This window comes from Sulfurovum aggregans, assembly GCF_055385215.1.
This window is the reverse complement of the sequence record NZ_AP042387.1, coordinates 743,665-764,132: the sequence shown is the minus strand read 5'-3', so window position 1 is coordinate 764,132 and position 20,468 is coordinate 743,665. Positions and strand designations below refer to the sequence as shown.

26 protein-coding genes and 1 riboswitch are annotated in these 20,468 nt (G+C 39.0%); of the genes, 15 read left to right on the top strand and 11 right to left on the bottom strand.

Annotation, left to right across the window (positions count from 1 at the left end):
• Positions 1–6: 6 nt before the first annotated feature.
• The 7 genes from ACZ48W_RS03800 to ACZ48W_RS03770 are packed head-to-tail and all read left to right on the top strand — an operon-like array spanning position 7 to position 4,149.
• A complete protein-coding gene (locus tag ACZ48W_RS03800) occupies positions 7–612 on the top strand; it encodes a LemA family protein (RefSeq protein WP_464830006.1) in 606 nt (201 codons plus the stop codon).
• 1 nt (position 613) lies between these two features.
• A complete protein-coding gene (locus ACZ48W_RS03795) occupies positions 614–2,020 on the top strand; it encodes a TPM domain-containing protein (protein WP_464830005.1) in 1,407 nt (468 codons plus the stop codon).
• A gap of 12 nt (positions 2,021–2,032) precedes the next feature.
• Positions 2,033–2,266: a hypothetical protein gene (locus ACZ48W_RS03790; RefSeq protein WP_464830004.1), complete on the top strand. Its 234-nt coding sequence runs from the start codon at positions 2,033–2,035 to the stop codon at positions 2,264–2,266.
• A 12-nt stretch (positions 2,267–2,278) separates the two neighbouring features.
• The gene (locus tag ACZ48W_RS03785) at positions 2,279–2,647 is read left to right on the top strand and encodes a hypothetical protein (RefSeq protein WP_464830003.1); all 369 of its coding nucleotides are present in this window, start codon (positions 2,279–2,281) and stop codon (positions 2,645–2,647) included.
• On the top strand, positions 2,640–3,071 hold the full coding sequence (locus ACZ48W_RS03780; RefSeq protein WP_464830002.1) for a hypothetical protein: 432 nt from the start codon (positions 2,640–2,642) through the stop codon (positions 3,069–3,071). Before ACZ48W_RS03785 ends, ACZ48W_RS03780 begins: the two co-directional genes overlap by 8 nt.
• Positions 3,043–3,300: an HU family DNA-binding protein gene (locus tag ACZ48W_RS03775; RefSeq protein ID WP_464830001.1), complete on the top strand. Its 258-nt coding sequence runs from the start codon at positions 3,043–3,045 to the stop codon at positions 3,298–3,300. Before ACZ48W_RS03780 ends, ACZ48W_RS03775 begins: the two co-directional genes overlap by 29 nt.
• 48 nt (positions 3,301–3,348) lie before the next feature.
• On the top strand, positions 3,349–4,149 hold the full coding sequence (locus tag ACZ48W_RS03770; protein ID WP_464830000.1) for a DUF5718 family protein: 801 nt from the start codon (positions 3,349–3,351) through the stop codon (positions 4,147–4,149).
• Here the strand turns inward: ACZ48W_RS03770 and ACZ48W_RS03765 are convergent.
• The 3 genes from ACZ48W_RS03765 to dnaJ all read right to left on the bottom strand — a co-directional run bounded on the left by ACZ48W_RS03765 (position 4,146) and on the right by dnaJ (position 6,671).
• On the bottom strand, positions 4,146–4,805 hold the full coding sequence (locus tag ACZ48W_RS03765; protein WP_464829999.1) for a ferritin family protein: 660 nt from the start codon (positions 4,803–4,805) through the stop codon (positions 4,146–4,148). The genes ACZ48W_RS03770 and ACZ48W_RS03765 overlap by 4 nt on opposite strands.
• 20 nt (positions 4,806–4,825) lie before the next feature.
• Positions 4,826–5,341, bottom strand: coding sequence for a ferritin-like domain-containing protein (locus ACZ48W_RS03760; RefSeq protein WP_464829998.1), 516 nt, complete (start codon positions 5,339–5,341; stop codon positions 4,826–4,828).
• 193 nt (positions 5,342–5,534) lie between these two features.
• Positions 5,535–6,671, bottom strand: coding sequence for a molecular chaperone DnaJ (gene dnaJ / locus ACZ48W_RS03755; RefSeq protein ID WP_464829997.1), 1,137 nt, complete (start codon positions 6,669–6,671; stop codon positions 5,535–5,537).
• A 90-nt stretch (positions 6,672–6,761) separates the two neighbouring features.
• Here dnaJ and ACZ48W_RS03750 point away from each other — a divergent pair, with 90 nt between their 5' ends.
• Positions 6,762–7,055: a Dabb family protein gene (locus ACZ48W_RS03750; protein WP_464829996.1), complete on the top strand. Its 294-nt coding sequence runs from the start codon at positions 6,762–6,764 to the stop codon at positions 7,053–7,055.
• A 1-nt stretch (position 7,056) separates the two neighbouring features.
• Positions 7,057–7,626: a recombination mediator RecR gene (recR, locus tag ACZ48W_RS03745; RefSeq protein ID WP_464829995.1), complete on the top strand. Its 570-nt coding sequence runs from the start codon at positions 7,057–7,059 to the stop codon at positions 7,624–7,626.
• Between the two features lie 36 nt (positions 7,627–7,662).
• On the opposite strand, the gene ACZ48W_RS03740 is transcribed toward recR, so the two are convergent.
• From ACZ48W_RS03740 to ACZ48W_RS03725, 4 genes are all read right to left on the bottom strand, one after another.
• Positions 7,663–9,039, bottom strand: coding sequence for a DUF1501 domain-containing protein (locus ACZ48W_RS03740; protein WP_464829994.1), 1,377 nt, complete (start codon positions 9,037–9,039; stop codon positions 7,663–7,665).
• 9 nt (positions 9,040–9,048) lie between these two features.
• Positions 9,049–10,665: a hypothetical protein gene (locus ACZ48W_RS03735; protein ID WP_464829993.1), complete on the bottom strand. Its 1,617-nt coding sequence runs from the start codon at positions 10,663–10,665 to the stop codon at positions 9,049–9,051.
• A 117-nt stretch (positions 10,666–10,782) separates the two neighbouring features.
• Positions 10,783–10,857: riboswitch (cyclic di-GMP riboswitch) on the bottom strand.
• A gap of 134 nt (positions 10,858–10,991) precedes the next feature.
• Positions 10,992–12,032 carry a DHH family phosphoesterase gene (locus ACZ48W_RS03730; RefSeq protein WP_464829992.1) on the bottom strand — a complete coding sequence of 347 codons (1,041 nt, stop codon included), beginning with the start codon at positions 12,030–12,032 and terminating at the stop codon, positions 10,992–10,994.
• Complete coding sequence (locus tag ACZ48W_RS03725) at positions 12,032–12,430, bottom strand: RrF2 family transcriptional regulator (protein WP_464829991.1); 399 nt, start codon at positions 12,428–12,430, stop codon at positions 12,032–12,034. The genes ACZ48W_RS03730 and ACZ48W_RS03725 overlap by 1 nt, the downstream gene beginning before the upstream one ends.
• Positions 12,431–12,607: 177 nt before the next feature.
• Between ACZ48W_RS03725 and rpsO the strand changes: the two genes are divergently transcribed.
• The 3 genes from rpsO to dnaK all read left to right on the top strand — a co-directional run bounded on the left by rpsO (position 12,608) and on the right by dnaK (position 15,653).
• Positions 12,608–12,877 carry a 30S ribosomal protein S15 gene (rpsO, locus tag ACZ48W_RS03720; RefSeq protein ID WP_464829990.1) on the top strand — a complete coding sequence of 90 codons (270 nt, stop codon included), beginning with the start codon at positions 12,608–12,610 and terminating at the stop codon, positions 12,875–12,877.
• Positions 12,878–13,126: 249 nt separating this feature from the next.
• The gene (grpE, locus tag ACZ48W_RS03715) at positions 13,127–13,675 is read left to right on the top strand and encodes a nucleotide exchange factor GrpE (RefSeq protein ID WP_464829989.1); all 549 of its coding nucleotides are present in this window, start codon (positions 13,127–13,129) and stop codon (positions 13,673–13,675) included.
• A 94-nt stretch (positions 13,676–13,769) separates the two neighbouring features.
• A complete protein-coding gene (gene dnaK / locus ACZ48W_RS03710; protein WP_464829988.1) occupies positions 13,770–15,653 on the top strand; it encodes a molecular chaperone DnaK in 1,884 nt (627 codons plus the stop codon).
• Between the two features lie 142 nt (positions 15,654–15,795).
• Here dnaK and ACZ48W_RS03705 read toward each other — a convergent pair whose 3' ends face one another.
• Entirely contained in the window at positions 15,796–17,109 is a 1,314-nt protein-coding gene (locus ACZ48W_RS03705; RefSeq protein ID WP_464829987.1) for a BamA/TamA family outer membrane protein, read from the bottom strand.
• 88 nt (positions 17,110–17,197) lie between these two features.
• On the opposite strand from ACZ48W_RS03705, the gene ACZ48W_RS03700 reads away from it, so the two are divergent.
• On the top strand, positions 17,198–17,497 hold the full coding sequence (locus tag ACZ48W_RS03700; RefSeq protein ID WP_464829986.1) for a chorismate mutase: 300 nt from the start codon (positions 17,198–17,200) through the stop codon (positions 17,495–17,497).
• Between the two features lie 116 nt (positions 17,498–17,613).
• On the opposite strand, the gene ACZ48W_RS03695 is transcribed toward ACZ48W_RS03700, so the two are convergent.
• Positions 17,614–17,784, bottom strand: coding sequence for a DUF6726 family protein (locus ACZ48W_RS03695; protein ID WP_464829985.1), 171 nt, complete (start codon positions 17,782–17,784; stop codon positions 17,614–17,616).
• Positions 17,785–17,877: 93 nt separating this feature from the next.
• Here ACZ48W_RS03695 and ACZ48W_RS03690 point away from each other — a divergent pair, with 93 nt between their 5' ends.
• Positions 17,878–18,531: a response regulator transcription factor gene (locus ACZ48W_RS03690; RefSeq protein WP_464829984.1), complete on the top strand. Its 654-nt coding sequence runs from the start codon at positions 17,878–17,880 to the stop codon at positions 18,529–18,531.
• Positions 18,488–19,696 carry a sensor histidine kinase gene (locus tag ACZ48W_RS03685; protein WP_464829983.1) on the top strand — a complete coding sequence of 403 codons (1,209 nt, stop codon included), beginning with the start codon at positions 18,488–18,490 and terminating at the stop codon, positions 19,694–19,696. The genes ACZ48W_RS03690 and ACZ48W_RS03685 overlap by 44 nt, the downstream gene beginning before the upstream one ends.
• 5 nt (positions 19,697–19,701) lie before the next feature.
• Here ACZ48W_RS03685 and ACZ48W_RS03680 read toward each other — a convergent pair whose 3' ends face one another.
• On the bottom strand, positions 19,702–20,097 hold the full coding sequence (locus ACZ48W_RS03680) for a CBS domain-containing protein (protein WP_464829982.1): 396 nt from the start codon (positions 20,095–20,097) through the stop codon (positions 19,702–19,704).
• A gap of 10 nt (positions 20,098–20,107) precedes the next feature.
• Entirely contained in the window at positions 20,108–20,458 is a 351-nt protein-coding gene (locus ACZ48W_RS03675; protein WP_464829981.1) for a transcriptional regulator, read from the bottom strand.
• Positions 20,459–20,468: the final 10 nt, after the last annotated feature.

Here is a 20,468-nt window from a genome sequence, read left to right as displayed (position 1 = left end):
GAAACAATGCAACAAAACAACGGAGTAAAGTCTTACCTGCTCATCACAGCAGGTATTATCATCGCAGGGATGCTGGGGTGGTTCGTACTCAGCTATAACGTACTGGTCGCCAAAGAGGAGCAGGTGAAAACTGCCTGGTCACAGGTGGAGAGCAACCTTCAGCGCAAGGTCGACCTGCTGCCCAATCTGGTCAAAGTGGTCAAACGCTACGCGGCACATGAAAAAGAGGTCTTTGAGAATATCGCAGCCCTTAGAGCCGATGCGCTCAACACATTGCAGCGCAGCAGGGGCAAAGTGGATGCGCAGAACATCGAAGCGCTGGAAAAGATGCAGGAGAAGCTCAACGGTTCGGTGCTCAAACTCTTTGCCGTGGTTGAGAACTACCCGCAGCTGCGTTCTTCCGAACAGTTTTTGCAATTGCAGTCACAGATAGAAGGAGCGGAGAACCGCATCAACATTACCAGAATGCAGTTCAATGATGCTGTAGGCGCATTTAACCGATATATACAGATGATCCCGGCGAACATTGTTGCAGCGGCAGCCGGTTTCCGGAGAAAGGCTTACTTTAAAGTCAAGAAAGAAGCACACAAAGATCTGAAATTGGAGATATAAGATGAAAAAAACGTTTTTAGCAGCAGCCCTCAGTGGTATGCTTATGATAAGCGGATGTGATAGTAAGACAGAAGCGGCACAGAAGCCTAAAACAGAGCAAAACAGGATCATCATCGATGATGCCTATGTATTGTTGGATAATGATAAATTGATGAAGATGTACCGGGAGTATAATGAAGGTCTGCTCAAAGACTATGACATCGATTTTCGTGTGATCACTACTTCAAGTGATGAAGATATTGACCTCTTTGCAAACAAAGCTTTTGCCACTTTGCAGCAGAAGAGCCGAAGCAGAAGCGGGAAGGCGCTGCTGCTGCTGGTTAATACGATGCAGGACAAGGTGCGACTGGAGGTCTCTGCGGCACTGGAACCGGTTTATACCGATGCATTCGTCTCTTATGTGGAGCGTAAGGGGATGGTGCCGTACCTTAGAGAGTACAAGATCGCAGACGGGGTCTATATGATGACAGAGTTGGTACATGACCGTGCTACCGAAGCTCATCAGGGCAAAGAGTGGATGCCGCCAATGGAGAGCAAGTCCATCGGGGGCGGAGCAAAGAGTAAGGCATATATCGGCATGGTTGACCCTGATGCCAAAAAAGGTACTCAGGTTTTGGCACGCAGCGGTGACGACCCAAAAGCGGTACTGCAAAAGTACATCGAAGCGCTCAAAGCCCATAACAAAAACCCCAACCTTGACATTTATACCGATGCGACCAAAGCCTTTTTTCCCAAGTGGACGGTGACGGACATCAACCAGAACCATGAGGTGGAGAATATCTCCAAATGTCTGAACCTGCATGAAACACTCTATGATAATGATGATACCCATGCCGTACTGGCAGTTATTCCTTATGACAAGCATCGCACCTGTTCGCCGTATTTTTTCAAAAAAGAGGAGGGTAAATGGAAGCTTGACATTGCCACTATGGCACAGACGCTGCGTTTCAATGCACAGATGCAGTGGCATTTTGATATGTCAAAGCGGCTTGAAAAAGAGGGGATGTATTACGCCTATGCTTTTGACGGATATGGGTTTGACAAACACGGCTACCCTTTTGTACCGGATCATCCCATGGAGGACGGTATGCGATGGGGTTATCAGTGCAATGGATGGTTCAAGCCTGAAGAAGCTGAGCTTTACAGACAAAATCAAGAAAAGTACATTCGATGCTGGATCAATAAATACTGGAATGGCTCACCTGCAGAGGTGCGACTTGGGCTGGATGTTTATGATTATGTGATCGGTGTAGGGGAAGGGATAAATGAAAAAGATGCAAACTACAAAATATTTATGTCGTACATGAAACAGATTCCTTCAGGTGAAGTAGCAACGGTGATCGTCAACCACTATGACCGTGATACCAAACAGACCACACGTGTGGTGCGTCGCGGGATCGCTCCATAAAGCGGTAAGACAATGGAAAAGGAAGAGGAAATAACCGTCTATCGCAGGCTTACCGTTACCATTCTTAGTGCTTTGATAGGTTTTTTTGTAACATTGATCAGCACGGCACTGCTGATGAGCGGACCGCTTACATTTGAGATAATGGGAAAGATCGCTGCTGTGGGAGCGATCTTTTTTGCACTGTTTGGGTATGTGTTCCCTAAAAAGATGGAGAAAGTATTGTTTGTGCTGACGCTGTTCCAGTAAAAAGGAGATGAAATGGAGATCTATTTGGTACTGTTTGCTATATATGTACTGATATTAAATGTTGTTACATCCTATCGTCTCTATGTAGATGAGGGGTATGAGAAGTGGCAAAAATGGATACAGACATTTCTGATATGGCTGCTTCCATTTATCGGTGCAGTGATAGTTTCCGTAATGCTTAACCGTACTGTATCTTCTCATAGCACATCTTCTGGACAGATCCCAAAAATAGTAGCACTGTTTGGTCTTTTCTTTTTTGTTGAAACATCTAAGAAAAAAATAGACGGTTACCTTTCATCGATGAATGATTACGGTGATTGTACCGGTGGGGTGGATCCGGGGTGTCATATGGGAGATGGAGGCTGCGGCGGTGGTGAATAGTATTCTTGTGGTTGCGGGTATTGCACTATGGCTGAGTGACCTGCTTGCACCGGTATGGCTTTTGTATCTATTCAATCGTTGTCGACAAAAGAGGCGTACCTCATGGTTATCATGGGCAGCGGCATCACTCTTTGTGCTTGTGCAGGCTTTGATCGTGGGCAATTTAATAGGGTTTAATGTCGGGATGTACTTCTTTATGTTTCCCCCGGGCTACCTTTCTTCCGTATTTGTTCCGGATCTTTTAGAGATGTTTCATACATCTGTAATGGTAAGAACGGTTATTGTTTACCTGTTTCCGTTGGTATGGCTCGTGATGTTTCCGGTATTGGTACTCTATTTTTATGAGAAAGGGAAGAGCGAGAAAAATGAAGGAAGAAGAATGACAAAAGCAGAGTTTGTTAGAATTGGTACAAAAAAATGGTGAGTTCGAAAGTAAAGCAGCAGCAGAGAGAGCTGTAAAAGCTTTTATCTCTTCAGTAACAGAAGCACTTGTAAAAAAAGAGACTGTATCATTAGTAGGTTTCGGAACATTCTCTACAGTAGAAGTAGCAGAGAAAAGTGGTAAAGTACCAGGAACTGACAAAACTTATACAAAAGCAGTACATACTGCACCTAAATTTAAAATGGGAAAAACACTAAAAAACCCATTATAACCATCACTAAGATATACTACGTTCAATATTATTCTCATAAGGAACTTTATGGAACTTAAAAATGTTATCGGACTAGGTGTAGCAGGGAATTTTGCACATCATTTGGAACAGGCTGGTGAATTAAAAGATTTTGAAAATGTGATTACATCGGAACCGGATGCACCTAAAGGTATATTTCCTTTTTATCTGCCAGGTTCAGATACTTTTTTAGGCCTCTATTCCATAGGAACAGACATACTTGATCTTCCAAACTATGAAGCAAATGCACAGGTTGAGCCGGAGATAGCAGTACTTTTTGATATCATTTATGATAAAGATAAAAATGTGATAGACTTGGTTGCACAAAAATTTACTACTTTCAATGATTGTACTATTCGGAAAGAGGGTGCAAAAAAGATCTCAGAGAAAAAGTCTTGGGGAATCAACTCTAAAGGTATAGGTGACAAATGGATAGCTATAGACAAGTTTGAAGAGGGTGGGGTGATGGACAACTATCATCTTTGTTCTTTTGTGAAGCGTGAAGGGGTACTACACCCTTATGGAGTAGATGCACCACTTCCTGGATACAGTTATTTCTATACTAAGCTTAAACTGTGGCTCATAGACAAAATGAATACTCAAGAGGATTTTGGGCCATTGGAAAATATTTCTGCACATCTCAAAGCATGTGGTTATCCTGAACAGGCACTTATCTCCATCGGTGCTAGTGCCTATGCAGAGTTTGGTGAAAAGAATTATTTACAAAAGGGTGATGAAGTCTATGTTGTAGCGTATGATAAAAATGCAGATGATGCCAGTTTTGAAACATCTTCGACGAAAGTAATACTACACCAAAAGGTGCAGTCTTAACCACGGCTTGAGTCTTGGCACTTCTTTTTAAAGTACTCTTTGTCTGCTTTACATAACGGACATTTCTCTGGTGGCTTTTTCCCTCTGTGAACATGTCCGCACACTTCACAGATCCACTCTTCATTGTTTTCGCTTTCAAAGAAACCTTCTGCTTCAAGGATACGTTTAAGTTCTAAATATTCTGCTTCATGTTCCACTTCTACTTTACCAATGGCTCTAAAGAGTCTGGCAATGTCATTTAGGCCTTCTTCTTTGGCAATGGCAGCAAAGTTCGGATACATCTCTTCATGCTCATAACGTTCACCATCAGCTGCATACATAAGATTTTTTTGTGTAGTATCGAGTTCTATCTCTTTTACCAACTTGTTATAGGCTTTGTATTCTGCCATGGCATGGTATTTTTCATTGTCTGCTGCTTCTTGAAAGTGTCTTGCAATACGGTGAAGTCCCTCCGACATTGCTACATCGGCAAAGAACTCATATTTGTTCCTGGCCTGACTTTCGCCGGCAAATGCTTTCATAAGGTTCACAGCAGTAAGGTTTTCGGTAATGCATTCCATATCCTTACCACAGCAGACAAGAGTCCCGCCTCCAACTTCCTGTACTTCTATCTCATTGCCGCATAAGTTGCATTTGTATGTTTCATATTGTCTCATTTCGTTTCCTTGTTTTTTGTTTAATGTATGTTTTTCTTGATATCAGTGATGAATTCAGTAATATCATCATGTAAGGCTTGCAGATCTTCTTCATGCTCTACTTCATCAGCAAGTATCTGACTTACAATATCATAAGTGACTATATCTTTATCTTTGGTCATCTCTGCCAGTTGGGAATAGGTGGAAATAGCACATTGTTCACCTTTGATTGAGTCTTCCAGTATGCTTACCACATCAAAATCTTTAGGCTCTTCATATCCGCAGTTACTGTGAGTAAACCACTCCTTCGGATGAAGCAGTGGAGTACCACCAAGCTGGAGAATCCTGTCTGCTACCATATTGGCATGTCTGAGTTCATCCGTAGCATGCTGCTGGAGTTCTGCTATGGCAGCATCTTTCATAATGCCCTTAATGACCTTTGCTTCTATAAAGTACTGATAGTAGGCGAGCCACTCATCCGCGTAAGCTTTATTGAGTACGGTGATGATCTTATTGATCTCAATCCCTTTGATAATGGAATTTCCTCTTCGTGCCATGATGGATCCTTTTTATGGAGTTAAGGAAAATTATTTTCCTTTAGAAATTATACCTTCTCTAATCTTAAAGGGAAATTATTATCCTTTAAGATTAAGATAAGTATATTACTGTTCCAATAATACTATAATTTTTGGAAAATGATAAAGAGAGGTAATAGGTATGGGCAAAATGCCCATTGTAAAGAAAGGATAGCTAGTTCTTGAACCAACTTTTGACTCTGCTAAATGCAGAGTCAAAAGCACTTTTATGAGGACGGCTTTCTACACCGTAACTCTCTTGAAGCTTTTCAAGCAGCTCTTTTTGCTCCTCATTGATCTTTTTAGGAAGTATCATACGAACTTGTGCAATGAGACGGCCTTTACGTCCTCCATGTACATCTGCCACACCTTCCCCTTCAAAAACAAACTGCTCTTTATCTTTGGTGCTTTGTTTGAGTTTTAGTTCCAATTCACCTTTAAGTGCAGGGATAGAGATAGTCTCGCCCAGGATGGCTTGGGTAAAGAACACAGGTACTTCTACATAGATGTCTTTGCCGTTACGGATGAAATTCTCATCTTCTTCTACATAGAAGGTAAGGTAAAGGTCTCCACGTTGACCATTTTTAGCTTCATTTCCATACCCTTGAGCACGTAATCGGTTTCCACTATCTACACCGGCGGGGATACTGATGGTTACAGTATCTTCTTCTTCATGATAGCCCTTACCTTTACAGCAGCTACATTTTTCAGCGATGGATTGTCCTTCGCCATGACATTTAGGGCAGGTTTGTGCAAACTGCATAGGTCCTTGTCTCATAAGGACTTGACCCTGTCCTCCACAATAGTCACACGGTTTTAACTTGGCATCTTTTGCACCTGTCCCTTTACAGTCCATACAAGGTGTTTTAAAAGTGATATCTATCTTCTTTTCACACCCAAATACAGCTTCATGAAATGCCAAAGGAAGTTCTATTTCAAAATCAAGGGCATATTTCTGGCTGGGATCTCGCCGTGTACGTCCGAAACCTCCGCCAAAACCACCTGAGCCACCGAACATAGAGTTGAAGATATCCATGATATCATCCATATTGGCACTACCGAATCCTCCGCCCATGCCACCTTGTCCTTCCAGTCCGGCTTTACCATAACGGTCATAGATAGCTCTTTTCTCATCATCACTTAACACCTGGTAGGCTTCATTGACGATTTTGAATTTTTCTTCTGCTTTTTTATCATCAGGATTTCTATCCGGGTGGTATTTCATTGCAAGTTTTCTGTACGACTTTTTAAGTTCTGCACCTGAACAGTCTCTGCTGACTTCAAGTACTTGATAATAATCCAATTCTGTCATTGCTATTTCTCCATTGAAGTGGGAATAAATTTGGCGAATTCTACCATAATTTTGTTATAATGGCGAAAAGTTTTTCAAGGGGTCTATATAATGGTTGTACATATCGTTATGTTTCAGTTCAAAGAAGAGAATAAAAAGGCCAATATGATCCAGGCAAAGCAGATGTTGGAAAATCTCATGGGAGCTGTTCCCACACTTAGAAGTATAGATGTAGGATTGAATTTTTCTGCTGAAAGCAGAGCAATGGATCTAAGTATCATTACTATCTTTGAGAGTAAAGAGGGATTGAATGCCTATGCCATACATCCTGAACATCTTAAAGTGGTTGATTTTATTAAAACTGTAGTCGAATATTCCAAAGTTGTGGATTACGAAAAAGAATAATATGAAAAATTACAAGATAGAGGCTTTTGAAAATTTGGTAGAGGCTTTTGGTTCTCTACCCTCTATAGGTAAAAAAACTGCTATACGTTTAGCCTATCATGCCGTGATGGAAGACGGGTTTGCTGCAATGAAACTGGCACATGCGCTTGAAACAGGTGTGAACAGTATACAAAAATGCAGCAAATGCCATAATATGAGTGAAGATGAACTCTGTTCTATTTGTTCTGACCCCTACCGTGACAGTTCCAAACTCTGTATCGTGCAAAGTGCAAAAGATATTTTGACCATAGAGGAAAGCAGGCAGTTTAACGGGGTCTATTATGTGGTCTCGGAAGTACGGGACCTTGATGAAGCACATCTCTTCTATGCAGTTGGAGGTGTAGATGAGATCATCTTCGCATTTCCTCCCAGTATTGCTACAGATACGATGATCCTCTATATAGAAGACAAGCTCAAAGGTCTGTCAATAAACTTTACCAAGATAGCACAGGGTGTCCCTACCGGTGTAGAATTGGAAAATATAGATGTGATGTCACTCTCACGTGCTTTAGAAGCGAGAGTGAAGATATGATTATGATAAAAAGGCCGGTAATGTGCTTTTTTATCTTTACGTTAACAGACCATTGATAGGAGGATTGTTATCTGTCAATATTTCGGGATTGGTGATCCCATACATTTTATAGATCGTAGCAGCAATACTGAAAACTTGAAAATGGTATGACTCTCCTACCTGTCCGAAATTTTTTGGTCTGGTATAGAGGCGATTGTTATCACCTGTTCCTGTAATTTCCGTTTCCCCTACAATACCAAGATGATTCATATAATCACTGCCTCCGAACCAATAGACATTTTGGTTGTTCCCGTGATCCCACCCTTCTGAATTGTTATAATTGACATTACGACCGAATTCACCAAAGACTACAATATTAATATTGGATCTTCCTTCAACATTCATATGATTGACTGCAGCTGCAATAGCATTCATAAGATCCTGCATTCTGTCAGTATAATTATCAATTGCATTGGAATGGTCATCCCAGCCTCCAAGACCCGGGCTTCCTATACTGACTACTTTGGTATAAGGATTATGGATAAGAAGTTTCATAGCTAACTGTAGTCTGTCTGAAAAAGTATTGTTATCGGGATAAACGACACCAGGAGGAAGCTCCAACGCATTGATCTCATCACTGAATTTTTCGAGAATGGCTCTTTTGTCAAAAGCTTCTTTGATCTTGCCTTCAGGATTGAAACTCTGTGCCATGGTATCCATCATTTGTCCCAATGTAGTATTGGTATCATTATTCATGATATGGCTGTCGAACCATCCGTTTCTTTTATATGGATTATCTGAATCACTTCCGAAAGCAACCGGTTTTAAAAAAGAATTCAAGTTAAGATCATCCTCTCTGAATAAGATCGATTCCCCTTCCATCGTGACAAAAGGAATACTTTTACCTATGTCGTCTGATCCTGTTGGTTCGGTGATGGCACCTTTGTGATAAAGTATGGAGGCCAGATTTGAAATAATACCGGCACCACCATCAGTATTTTTCCCACGCTGTGCCTGAGAGGTACATTCCCCATGTGCTTTAAGATCATCTACCGTTCTGTAACATGTACGGAAAAGGTTCATTTTTTCATTACTTAAAAGGAACTCCATAGTGTTCCCTCCGGCCTCTTCCCAGAAATGATTGGCAGTTGCTGTTATTTCATTTAAAGGATATGGATTCTGACTTTGTGCATTGATCTCTGTCATATTGGTAAGATTTCCTGCAAGTTCAGAAGGACCACCGTAAAGATATACAATAATGGTTTGGGCATTATTGTCAGTATAAATATCAGGATCGAAATTTATCTGTTCGTAATCCAGGTCAGCAGCATTGGCACTATAAGGCAATACAGCAGAAATACCGAGAGCACCTACACCTTTGAGAAAAGTTCTTCTGTTTATGTGTTCTTCTTGATTTATAGTATACTTGTTCATGTCCTTCTCCTATTCTTTCTTATCAAATGAATATATAGCACTAAGACGTGAAATATAATCCAGTACCATTGCAGCAAAATAACCACGCTCTTCAAGATCATCCTGCAGATCATCATTGCCTATAAGACTGATCCATGGGAAACTTCGGAATGTTATACTGTCATATTTGTCTTCATCGATCATATCTTGAAAGAACTGTAGTTCTGTAAGGGTTGCATCTCTGCCAATGAGTGGAATAAAAAGTGTATGAACAATATGCTCTGCTACTTTTTCTTTGGTATCTGCTTCTGCAGGAAGTGACTGATAGATACTTGTTAATGTCCACCCATCATCCCATGATTCAAAAGACGTATTGGTTTCATAGTTGATCATGACATGTTCTCTTATGGTCTTATGGAACCAGGCAAAAGATTGGGAATCAAGAGGAACTTCCGTTTTTCTACCCAATTTATATCTCATAGTTGATTGATGCATTTTATTCAATCGGTCATAAATATAATAGAATGAATACTGGTGAGGATGCCACTCCAATGTTTTTGCGATAGGAAAGAAGCTCTCTTCAAATGTTCTTGTTTTTTCTGAATAAAGCAGATACTCTTTGGAGTAGATGATCTGTTTTAACAGTCCTGTCCATGAGGTAGGATTGCTGGAAACGATTTGGTTTACAATAGTATCTCTTTGTGTCTCTGTATGATTGGGAAAATAGATATCAACCAATCTCCGACTGACCGTGCCAAGAAATTCCGGCTGGAGAACAAGTGCACTGTAAAAGTTTGTACCGTTATAGATGGTCATATTGGGAAAAAGGGTGGTAATGGCTTCTGTATTTTCATCTAATGTAATGATCAGGGTATTTGTATTTTTATCAAGTTGCCAATTCTGCAAAGCTTTTGCAGCAAGAGGTACATGAGCATCATTGAAATCCATGAGAAATATCTCGAGCATCTCTCTTCCGTTGTCTTCAGGGCTTCTGAATCTTCTCCAGTTCTCATCTGTTATCATATGTTTGAATGTTACCCATTGCAGACTGAGATCATCGTCAAAATCTCTTACTAAACTGTTGTATACATTCATAGCATCAATGCTGTAGACAGTATCAAGTTCGTAAGCAGGAGAAAAAAGAATGGTTTGTGTCAAGATATAAGCCGCCCATCGGTTCAGATACTCTTTCCCCGGAGAAAGGTGGAAGAGCCTGGCAAGCATTGGTACCATGACCTCCCCGGTACCCCAGCCCTGATAATCATATAAATGCTCTTCTACCGAAGCCAGTTCTGAAGGATCATTTGTCTGATCAAATTTTTCCTGTGTCTGGCTGATAAAGATACCGGATTGAATACTTGCATTGAGTTCACTGAGAGAACTTCCGTAAAAAAGGGTAGCATAAAGTTTAACAGCAACTTTATACTGATCTTCTATAGAAAGAGCATTAAATTCATTATTGGTTAATGCCTGAAGCCCAAATTGGGAATAGGATAAAGGAGTAGCATCTAAAGTAATACCATAGACCTTTGTCGTTTCATCTTCTGTTCCTCCTCCACTACTACTACCGCCTCCACCGCAGTTAGATAGAAAGAGAAAAAGAGAAAAAACAAGTATGAATTTGTACATTTTTTGAAAGAGCTGCATGTCGATCCTTTGTATAAAATAAAATATAGGGACATCGATATATGCATAAGATTATGGAGAGAAAGAGTATAGAACAGTTCATGAAATTATATTCATGCCCTCTATTTATTGCGATCTATCGGTAACCTGGCAATCTCAATGAGACCCATAGCTTTCTGCCCCTGCCTCGCGATAGGTTTAGCTTTATCATCGTATAGAAGTAAGAAGATCGGCATACTATTACTTGCAGACTTTTATTTCCTGCAATAAATATGCCAATATTTTTGTAAGTATAACGGTTTTATATTAAATAGATTTTAAGAGGGATACTTTCACTTTATCATGATTTATTTTTTTTCATTAATATAGTTCTGTACAAACTTACGTACATCAGCATAAACAAAAGAGTCTTTGTAGCCTTCTATTTTCCCTCCGCTTGCATTGGGATGGCCGCCGCCATTCCCGATATGTGCTGCCATTTGGGAGACATCCAGTTTATTATTGCTGCGTAAGGAAAAATGCCCTCTGAAATTTATATCCATATAGAAGTCATAGTCAGGATTTGCAACCATACAGGCATTTCCTATAATAGATGCATTACCTACGTTATATCCGAGAATACCTTTGTATCCTTTGTATTCTATAGTAAGACGCTGTTTGTCTTTGGTTAAAAGATCAGTGACATAAGAAGCTACAAGATTGTCTTTTGTATTATTCTCCTGCTGTTTAAAAAAGGATTTTTTGATCTGATGCAGATCATCATCCAGTTTGATGGGAGCAGCAGGAGTATTGACTCTGTTTTTTGCTTCCTCCAGCATGGAGAGTTTAAACGCTCTGTCTTGAGCCGGAAATAAAATACGATTGATCTCTCTTACCCCGGAGATCATCCCCAGCATTACTTTACCGTACTCAAAAAGAGGATCGTCATTGACCCAAATATCAATGGCATTGACCGCTTTTACAATGGTAGCCAATTTTTGTTCTTTATCGAATCCGTAATGTTGTTGCAGCCAGTCATAAGTAATGAGTGTAGCAGAACGTGAAGTATCAAGGGTATACCAGGCAAACTTCTCAGCTGCAACAGCTCCTGTTGCATGGTGGTCAAGAAGTTGAAGCTTCGCACCGATACGTATAGCTTCTTTTTCTATCCAGTTCCCTTCTTTTGTCGTAAGATTGAGATCCGTAATAAGAATAAGTCTTTCTGTATCATTACCTTGTATAAATTTGTCCTGTTCTATTTGTTTCACTATTTCTTCAAGGCGGGCAGTAACTTCCGGACCGTAGTTCGCATTATAGCATTCGATCTTCTTAAAGCATTGCGTAGAGAGGTACTGACACCCATAGCCGTCAAGATCTATATGAGAGAGATGGTAAATATGTTGCTGCATTAAAGTATGTCTCCCAAGGTAAGACCATTGAGGAAGTCATCTATCTTGGTTTGAAAATTAGCCAAGAATGGAGAGATAGCGCAGGTGCCTATGGTACCATGTGGACAAGTATGCGAATAGCTGGTACAGTCAAATACGGCAGGGGGCTTACCCTCTGCTGCAAGTATAACATTGGTGATAGTGATCTCATTTATATCTTGGGCAAGGACGAAACCACCATGCGCACCTTTGCGTGACTCCAAAATACCTTGTTTAGCAAGACTCTGTAAAATCTTAGCAAGGAAACTTTTAGGTATACTAAGTTCATTTGCCAATTGCTCTGCACCGATAGGTTTATCTGATTTCCGTATACTGTCTAAAGAGAGTAGTGCATATTCACTCGCGCGTGTTAATAACATTGTAAGCCTTTGATCCTTATCTATAATTATATAGGATTGAGTTAATTAGGAGTATTTTACTCTAAGTTAACTAAGAGAGAGAAGCACCTGTATTATAAGTCCTAAGTAAGGTTATTATGATATGATTGCGTTCCCAAATTGAATTTTGGAAATTAAATTACCAATCAGGAGGTCATTATGGCTTTGGATCAGGCGAAAAAAGCAGAAATTATTGCTAAATACGCAAGAGGCGAAAACGATACAGGTTCAACAGAAGTACAGGTAGCACTGTTGACAGAAAGAATTAAATATCTTACTGAACACCTTAAAATAAATAAGAAAGATCATTCTTCAAGACTTGGACTGCTTAAACTGGTAGGTCAAAGAAGAAGACTTATGAGATATCTTAAAAACACAGATCTTGCTAGATGGAATACTATCAAAACAGATCTCGGTATTAGAAACTAATACTCCCTACCTGACTGCCTCCCGGCAGTCAACATTCTCCTATTTACCTATTTCTAGATTATTTTCATTTTATTTACTTATATATAAAGTATCTATAGTTCTGCCCAATTTTTTAAGTTGAGTCATATTGACTAAAATAATATTATATAAAAATATTAAGTATATACTTGACAAAGGTACACTCAATGTTGTATAATGCGTTCAAGCATGAGGAATTAATGCAGTAATGATAGAAAAGGAGGTTTGTATATGAGTCAAGAGAATGAAAATCTTGAAGCGTCCCAAACAGAAGAAGAAATGGGCTCTCAAGAGGTTGAAACAGAAGCAGCAGAAGTTGATCCGCTTGAAGCGGCACAGGCTGAAGCAGCAGAGTGGAAAGATAAATATCTGAGAGCACATGCAGATTTTGAAAATTCCAAAAGACGTTTGGAGAAAGACAAAGCAAATGCTGTCTCTTATGCAAATGAAAGTTTTGCAAAAGATATTTTAGCTGTGATCGACTCTTTTGAGAACGCACTTAGCTCTATAGAAGGAGCTGATGAGGAAAATACATCAGAAGTTCTGGAAAAAATGAAAGAAGGTGTGACACTGACGTATGAACAGCTTAAAAAGGTTTTAGAAAAAAACCATATTAAAGAGATCGTTTGTGACGGCACATTTGATCCTGAAGTGCATCAAGCGATCATGCAGGTTGAAAGTGATGAACATAAAACAGGTGATGTGGTTCAAGTGATGCAAAAAGGGTATACCATTAAAGACAGGGTCCTGCGTCCGGCAATGGTAAGTACCTGTAAATAAAAAAGAGATGAATGCAACTTAAGTTGCATAAAAAAAAGAACAAACCTACTATACTTTCAAGTATAGATAAAGATAATGAAATAAGGATAGAGAAATGGGAAAAGTATTAGGAATAGATTTAGGAACAACAAACTCTGCAATGGCAGTGTATATGAATGGAGAAGCAGCTATTATTGCGAACAAAGAAGGGAAAAATACGACTCCTTCTATCGTAGCATTTACAGACAAGGGTGAAATCCTTGTAGGTGAATCTGCAAAAAGACAGGCAGTAACAAACCCGGAGAAGACGATTTATTCTATTAAGAGAATTATGGGTCTTATGTGTGATGAACCAAAAGCAGCAGAAGCGAAAGAGAGACTTCCGTATCATGTAATTGACAGAAACGGTGCATGTGCGATCGAAGTAGCTGAAAAAACATATACTCCTCAGGAGATCTCTGCAAAAGTACTCATGAAGATGAAAGAGGATGCAGAAGCATATCTTGGTGAGACTGTAACAGATGCTGTTATTACCGTTCCGGCATACTTCAATGATGCACAAAGAAAAGCAACAAAAGAAGCAGGAACAATCGCAGGTTTAAATGTACTTCGTATCATTAATGAGCCTACATCTGCAGCACTTGCATACGGATTAGACAAAAAAGAATCAGAGCAGATCGTTGTTTACGATCTTGGTGGTGGTACATTTGATGTTACAACACTTGAGACAGGTGATAATGTTGTTGAAGTTATGGCAACCGGTGGGGATGCATTCCTTGGTGGTGATGACTTTGATAACAGAATCATTGATTATGTAGCTGAAGAGTTCAAGTCTGAATCCGGTATTGATATCAAAGCAGATGTGATGGCACTTCAGAGAGTGAAAGATGCAGCAGAAGCAGCAAAAAAAGAACTTTCAAGTGCAACTGAAACGGAAATCAACCTTCCATTTATTACAGCAGATGCAAGTGGTCCAAAACACTTGGTAACTAAAATTACCAGAGCGAAATTTGAATCACTTATCTCTGATCTTGTTGCCAGTACGATCAAAACGATCGAGTCTGTACTTAAAGATGCGGGTATAAACAAATCTGATATCAATGAAATTGTAATGGTCGGTGGTTCTACAAGAGTACCATTGGTTCAGGAAGAGGTGAAAAAGTTCTTTGGTAAAGAGCTTAACAAATCTGTGAACCCGGATGAAGTAGTTGCCCTTGGTGCGGCTATCCAGGGTGGTGTACTTACCGGTGATGTAAAAGATGTTCTTTTACTTGATGTAACACCGCTTAGTCTTGGTATTGAAACTTTAGGCGGAGTAACAACTAAAGTGATTGAAAAAGGAACGACGATCCCGGCGAAGAAGTCACAAGTATTCTCAACAGCGGAAGATAATCAACCGGCGGTAAGTATTCACGTACTTCAAGGTGAAAGAGAATTTGCAAAAGATAACAAATCACTTGGAATGTTTGAACTTAGAGACATTCCTGCAGCACCAAGAGGTGTACCACAGATTGAAGTAACATTTGACATCGATGCAAATGGTATCTTGACAGTATCGGCACAAGATAAAGGTACTGGTAAATCTCAAGAGATCAAGATTACCGGTTCGTCAGGACTTTCTGATGAAGAGATCGAAAAAATGGTACAGGATGCAGAAGCACATAAAGCTGAAGATGAAAAAAGAAAAGTAGTGGTTGAAAGCAGAAACCAGGCGGATGCATTGATCCATCAAACAAGAAAGTCCTTGACTGACCTGGGTGAAAACTTTGATGCGACAGAAAAAGCAAACATTGAAACTGCTATTGAGGAGCTTGAAGCTGTACTTAAAGATGACAATGCTACTAAAGAGCAGATCGAAGAGAAAGTAAAAGCATTGACTGAAAAAAGTCACAAATTAGCTGAAGCAATGTATGCTAAAGAACAAGGTGCTCAAGCAGGTACTGATCAAGGTGCAAAAAAAGCAGATGATGACGATGTTATCGATGCTGAAGTAGAGTAATTCACCATAATTCGGCTCTTTATATAAGAGCCGACTGCTGAGATGGAATAAGAATTTATTTCAGTCATCTCTTCATAGGGGCTTGTCCCCTTATGATAAAGTTTAAAATAGAGAATTTTTGTTTTTTATTTTGAGTGTTATCTTAAAAGTCGAACGGTTGGTATACCATAAGCCATATATTTGTACCTTCATCTCCGTAAGCAACATCCAAACGGACAGGAAGTTTGGCAACCATCGCACGTAAACTGATACCCACATCATATTTCATATCACTTAAAAGATCAAAATTGTATCGGTTATGGACTCTCCCCACTTCTACAAAAGCAGCTATCTGAAACCAATCTACAGCTACAGGGACCAAAGAGCTGTTTTTTAAAGGGTTGTAGTTAATGACAGCTCTATATTCGGCAGTAGCATAAAACACAGCTTTATCTGAGAATCGGTTATTGTCATATCCTCTCATACGATTAAATCCACCCAGTCTGGCACCTTCTCCCAGAGGAGGGCGGTGTACATCGATCCCCGGAACGATCTCTTTTTCAGTGTCCCAGGAGAAAGAGTACCCTGTCCAAATACTAAGTGCAAGGACATTTTGTCTGGTGAAAGAAAATGTATCAAGGTTAAAATATTGATTATATTTGAATTCCAGGAAATCCCAGCTCTGCAATGAATCACCCCATCCGAAATCTTTTGAATACTGTACTTGGAACTGGTATCCTTTTGACGGGTTGAGATCAAAGTCTGTATTATCATGTGTAAGAAATAACCGCAGCCCGTTGGAAGACCATTCTGTCAGAGCATTATTCTCATCCCATTGTATATTGCCCTGCCAATTCTCAAAACTGTTGTATTGATAAAATGTTTTTAATCCTATGGATGTTCTGCCAGTTGCAAAGGGAATACCGTTTCCATAATCTTCCCTGCCTACAGCAAATCCGTCTTTGAGGGTATAGAGTCCTTCCGGATTTTCCAACCCTTCACCTATGGGAAGTACATATCTTAAGGTTGTATAGAAAAAGTTTGCATCTCCTGAAGTGATGAGGACATTGTCCTTATTGGAATTATTTGAACCATCGAAAAAATATTTTCCTTTTGGGAAATAGCTTTTTATGCCCAATAATGAAAAGAAAAGTCGCTTTGTGTAGGGAAGCTTAAAATCTGAAAAAGAAACTGCTCCTCCGGAAAAACTTTTTTCTTCAGGTTGTCCATTTATTGTAATATCCTGTGTTAAGCCGGCAAATACAGAGGCGACCAATGTTGTCTGGGGTTGAAACAACCCTTGTTTTATGGCACCTATCCCGCCGGATAAACCGGTAGAATCACTGGAAAAGGCATAAGGTAGAATGATCCAGTCTTTATTTTTCGTCAGATTGTTATCCTCCGAAGCATGTAAAAGACCGTTGGAGAGAACAGTAGAGGTTAAAAAAGATAAAAGTAAATATTTTTTGTTTTTCATTCAATAATTATATCGAAAGAATATAAGGCAGATTATTTCATGTATTTTTAGGCTATAATATTCCTAATATATATCCAAGGATAAAACTATGCAAATTAAACAATGTACTACATTAGAGGAAGCAAGAAATGAGATAGATAAGGTGGATGAAGAGATCGTTAAACTTATCGCTAAGCGTAATGACTATATTAAGCAGATAGCACATTTCAAGACAAGTGTGGAAGAAGTAAAGGCAGAGGATAGAATATCTGATGTCATTTCCCGTGTGCGTGAACAGGCTATAGCCCTTGATCTTTCTCCAAATCTTATTAATGATCTTTATGTAAGAATGATCGATGCAATGGTGGAGAGTGAAATAGCTGAGTTTAATAATGCCAAAAGTTTTTAAGGTGCCTGGTTATATAGGTCCACTGATAAAGAAAATATAACAGCATTATCATACTTTTAAGTGTTTTGCACACAGGACTTTCTGTATCTGCAGGAGTCTGACAATACAGAAAAATCCTATTCTTCTTTTTCATCCTCTGAACCGGCAATGGCATGTGCAGCACTTCCTGCTATATCCATAGTTGTACTGACAGCAGCTCCGGCTATTTGTATAGGAGCGGTTACAACCTGTGTACATCCCGAAAGTAACATCAAAGATACCATTAAAAATATGATTGATTTTTTCATGGCAGGATTATAGCATATACTGTTTAGAGAGAACTATTTGTGTAATTCATTACACAAATAGTATGCTACAATATAGAGAATAAAAGGATAATAATGAAAATATTATTGCTCGAGGATGATGTGATCCTTCAAGAGATTATTGAAGAGTTTCTTATAGAGAATAAGTATGAAGTAGAAAGTTATTTTGATGGTGAAAAGGCTTTGGATGCAATAGGAGCACATCGCTATGATATGTTATTATTGGATGTGAATGTTCCTAATATAGACGGATTTGAAATACTTTCATATCTGAGAGAAATAGGCAATACCACACCGGCTATTTATATTACATCTCTGTCCGGTATAAGTGATCTTAAAAAAGGTTTTGATCTTGGTGCTGATGACTACCTGAAAAAACCTTTTGAACTTGAGGAACTTAAAGCACGAATAGAACATATTATCAGACTTTACCGTTTACAGGAAGAGATAGAGTTTGACGGTATGATATTCATTCCCAAAGCACATCAGATCCGGATGGATGAAAAAGTGATAGAGATGAGGCAGAAAGAGGCACAGGTATTGGAGTATTTTATGCGTAATGAAGGCAAGATTATCTCCTGTGATGAGATCATTGAGAATGTTTGGGATGATGAGAATATTCCTGCACATGCTACTATACGAACCTATATAAAAAATTTAAGAAAGATGTTTGACAAAGAGTATTTTGACAATATCAAAGGAGAAGGTTATCGTTTTAACATCCTATGAGCGTAAGTCACTTTTTCGTTTTTTAACGCTTTATCTCTCATCCGTATTTGTGTTGTTGGCTATTATCGGTTACCTTTTTTTTGAAAACAATCGTGCTTCTATGAAAAGTGCGATGAAATTTGAGATGATGTACCAGGCACGTATGCTTTCATCCAAGATCATAATGAAAGCCATGCAGAATAAAGAAGCATTGCTGAAAGATTTCAATAAAGAACATTTTTTAAAAAACTTAAAGCATTGTCGTTTTCAAGCAGGGTATTATACTAAAGATAAAAAACCTCTCTATACAGAAATTGCGAATGCAAGTAGGTTTGATACAGATTTTTTTATCAAAGATATGAAATGTTATACAGTGACAGAAGACAAGAGTGAACATTTGGGAGTACGATATATTGTACTCAAAGAAAATGAGCTTGCAGGAACATTGCATAAACTAAGGATAAAGATCATAGGGTATTTGGTTCTTTCTTTTATTTTAATGGGTGTAGTAGGATATTTTTTAGGCAGACTTTTCTTACGACCGGTAAGGGAACAGATAGAGTCTTTGGATAAATTCATTTCAGATACCACGCATGAACTCAATACGCCTATCTCTGCAATATTGATGACCATACAAAGTCTTAAAGGTCTCGAAGAAAAAAAACTTAAACGGCTTGAAGCAAGTGCAAAAAGACTGAGTGTGATGTATAGTTCCTTGACCTATAGACTTGAGGGAAAAGTAGAGTCTTTAGAGTTATTGGATCTTGAAAAGATCATTCATGAACGTGTAGAGTATATGAAAGAACTTATAGATTCTAAACGTATTTGTATTCAACTTGAACTTGAATCAACCAAGATATGGATGAATAGAGGCAGTGCTTACAGGCTGATCGATAATCTTTTGTCAAATGCGATCAAGTACAGTGATGTGGGAGATAGTATTTTTATTACGCTGAAAGAGAGTGTTTTGCAAGTTAAAGATACAGGTATAGGTATAGACAGGGAGATGCAGGAAGATATTTTTAAACGGTATCATCGTGCCAATGAAGAGAGAGGAGGGTTTGGTATAGGACTGAATATCGTACTCACTATCTGCAAAGAGTACAAGATAAAATTGGACCTGGAGTCCAAAAAAGGGGAGGGAAGCACCTTCACGCTTGTTTTCCCCAAACTGAAAAATAAATAATAATATTATTCTGAAACACTGTCCATAAGGATACCGATGATATCTGTCATGGTTAAAATACCGTAAAGTTCATTGTTGTCAATGATTAAAAGACGCTTGATACTGCTTTGTACCATCATTTTTGCAGCATATTTTACATTGAGTTGAGCAGAGACTGAAACAGCAGGTGTTGCAGCAATATCATAGACATTCAAAAGATCGATATCCCCATCTTCTGCAACAATGCTTTGTAAGATATTTTTAAAAGTAAGCAGACCATAAGCACCATCATCATTTGATTTCTCTACGATCACGGAACGAACTTTGTTTGTTTTCATCAGAGTAAGTGCCTCTCTGACTGTTGCCATAGGTGAAACACTCACCAATCGTTCTTTTGGGGTCATCACATCTTTTACTAACATCATATCTCCTTTATATCATTGTTTTAATATCGTCTTCAAACTTATGAAGTTCATCCGTATCCAGTCCTGCTACATGGCTAAGCGGCATAGTGAATGCAAATCCACTGTTTTCGTGGTTATCCAAGTCAAAATTTACACGTAAGGCTTTCATAACTTTCATTGAGAGTTTTCTCGGCAAGATGAAAAGCAAGGCAGAAACATTTTCTTCCAGGGTAAGACCGAAAAAGACTTTTTTCTCTTTGAGACCAATATTTTTACCATGTAGGATAGTAACGGAACCTGCACCGGCTTCCTTGGCTACTTTAATAGCATCCTCTTCATCTTTATCTTGTATGACAGCAATAAGTGCTACAAATTTCATAGTATCTCTC

What these genes read in the sequence shown, in the direction of transcription:
- ACZ48W_RS03740 (WP_464829994.1), bottom strand. Translation starts at nt 9,039, where the DNA reads ATGAACAAGTATACTATAAATCAAGAAGAACACATAAACAGAAGAACT.
- dnaJ (WP_464829997.1), bottom strand. Translation starts at nt 6,671, where the DNA reads ATGACAGAATTGGATTATTATCAAGTACTTGAAGTCAGCAGAGACTGT.
- ACZ48W_RS03725 (WP_464829991.1), bottom strand. Translation starts at nt 12,430, where the DNA reads ATGTTATTAACACGCGCGAGTGAATATGCACTACTCTCTTTAGACAGT.
- ACZ48W_RS03750 (WP_464829996.1), top strand. Translation starts at nt 6,762, where the DNA reads ATGGTTGTACATATCGTTATGTTTCAGTTCAAAGAAGAGAATAAAAAG.
- ACZ48W_RS03795 (WP_464830005.1), top strand. Translation starts at nt 614, where the DNA reads ATGAAAAAAACGTTTTTAGCAGCAGCCCTCAGTGGTATGCTTATGATA.
- ACZ48W_RS03770 (WP_464830000.1), top strand. Translation starts at nt 3,349, where the DNA reads ATGGAACTTAAAAATGTTATCGGACTAGGTGTAGCAGGGAATTTTGCA.
- ACZ48W_RS03675 (WP_464829981.1), bottom strand. Translation starts at nt 20,458, where the DNA reads ATGAAATTTGTAGCACTTATTGCTGTCATACAAGATAAAGATGAAGAG.
- ACZ48W_RS03800 (WP_464830006.1), top strand. Translation starts at nt 7, where the DNA reads ATGCAACAAAACAACGGAGTAAAGTCTTACCTGCTCATCACAGCAGGT.
- ACZ48W_RS03690 (WP_464829984.1), top strand. Translation starts at nt 17,878, where the DNA reads ATGAAAATATTATTGCTCGAGGATGATGTGATCCTTCAAGAGATTATT.
- ACZ48W_RS03705 (WP_464829987.1), bottom strand. Translation starts at nt 17,109, where the DNA reads ATGAAAAACAAAAAATATTTACTTTTATCTTTTTTAACCTCTACTGTT.
- ACZ48W_RS03785 (WP_464830003.1), top strand. Translation starts at nt 2,279, where the DNA reads ATGGAGATCTATTTGGTACTGTTTGCTATATATGTACTGATATTAAAT.
- grpE (WP_464829989.1), top strand. Translation starts at nt 13,127, where the DNA reads ATGAGTCAAGAGAATGAAAATCTTGAAGCGTCCCAAACAGAAGAAGAA.
- ACZ48W_RS03695 (WP_464829985.1), bottom strand. Translation starts at nt 17,784, where the DNA reads ATGAAAAAATCAATCATATTTTTAATGGTATCTTTGATGTTACTTTCG.
- rpsO (WP_464829990.1), top strand. Translation starts at nt 12,608, where the DNA reads ATGGCTTTGGATCAGGCGAAAAAAGCAGAAATTATTGCTAAATACGCA.
- ACZ48W_RS03760 (WP_464829998.1), bottom strand. Translation starts at nt 5,341, where the DNA reads ATGGCACGAAGAGGAAATTCCATTATCAAAGGGATTGAGATCAATAAG.
- ACZ48W_RS03680 (WP_464829982.1), bottom strand. Translation starts at nt 20,097, where the DNA reads ATGTTAGTAAAAGATGTGATGACCCCAAAAGAACGATTGGTGAGTGTT.
- ACZ48W_RS03790 (WP_464830004.1), top strand. Translation starts at nt 2,033, where the DNA reads ATGGAAAAGGAAGAGGAAATAACCGTCTATCGCAGGCTTACCGTTACC.
- ACZ48W_RS03700 (WP_464829986.1), top strand. Translation starts at nt 17,198, where the DNA reads ATGCAAATTAAACAATGTACTACATTAGAGGAAGCAAGAAATGAGATA.
- ACZ48W_RS03730 (WP_464829992.1), bottom strand. Translation starts at nt 12,032, where the DNA reads ATGCAGCAACATATTTACCATCTCTCTCATATAGATCTTGACGGCTAT.
- ACZ48W_RS03735 (WP_464829993.1), bottom strand. Translation starts at nt 10,665, where the DNA reads ATGCAGCTCTTTCAAAAAATGTACAAATTCATACTTGTTTTTTCTCTT.
- dnaK (WP_464829988.1), top strand. Translation starts at nt 13,770, where the DNA reads ATGGGAAAAGTATTAGGAATAGATTTAGGAACAACAAACTCTGCAATG.
- ACZ48W_RS03765 (WP_464829999.1), bottom strand. Translation starts at nt 4,805, where the DNA reads ATGAGACAATATGAAACATACAAATGCAACTTATGCGGCAATGAGATA.
- recR (WP_464829995.1), top strand. Translation starts at nt 7,057, where the DNA reads ATGAAAAATTACAAGATAGAGGCTTTTGAAAATTTGGTAGAGGCTTTT.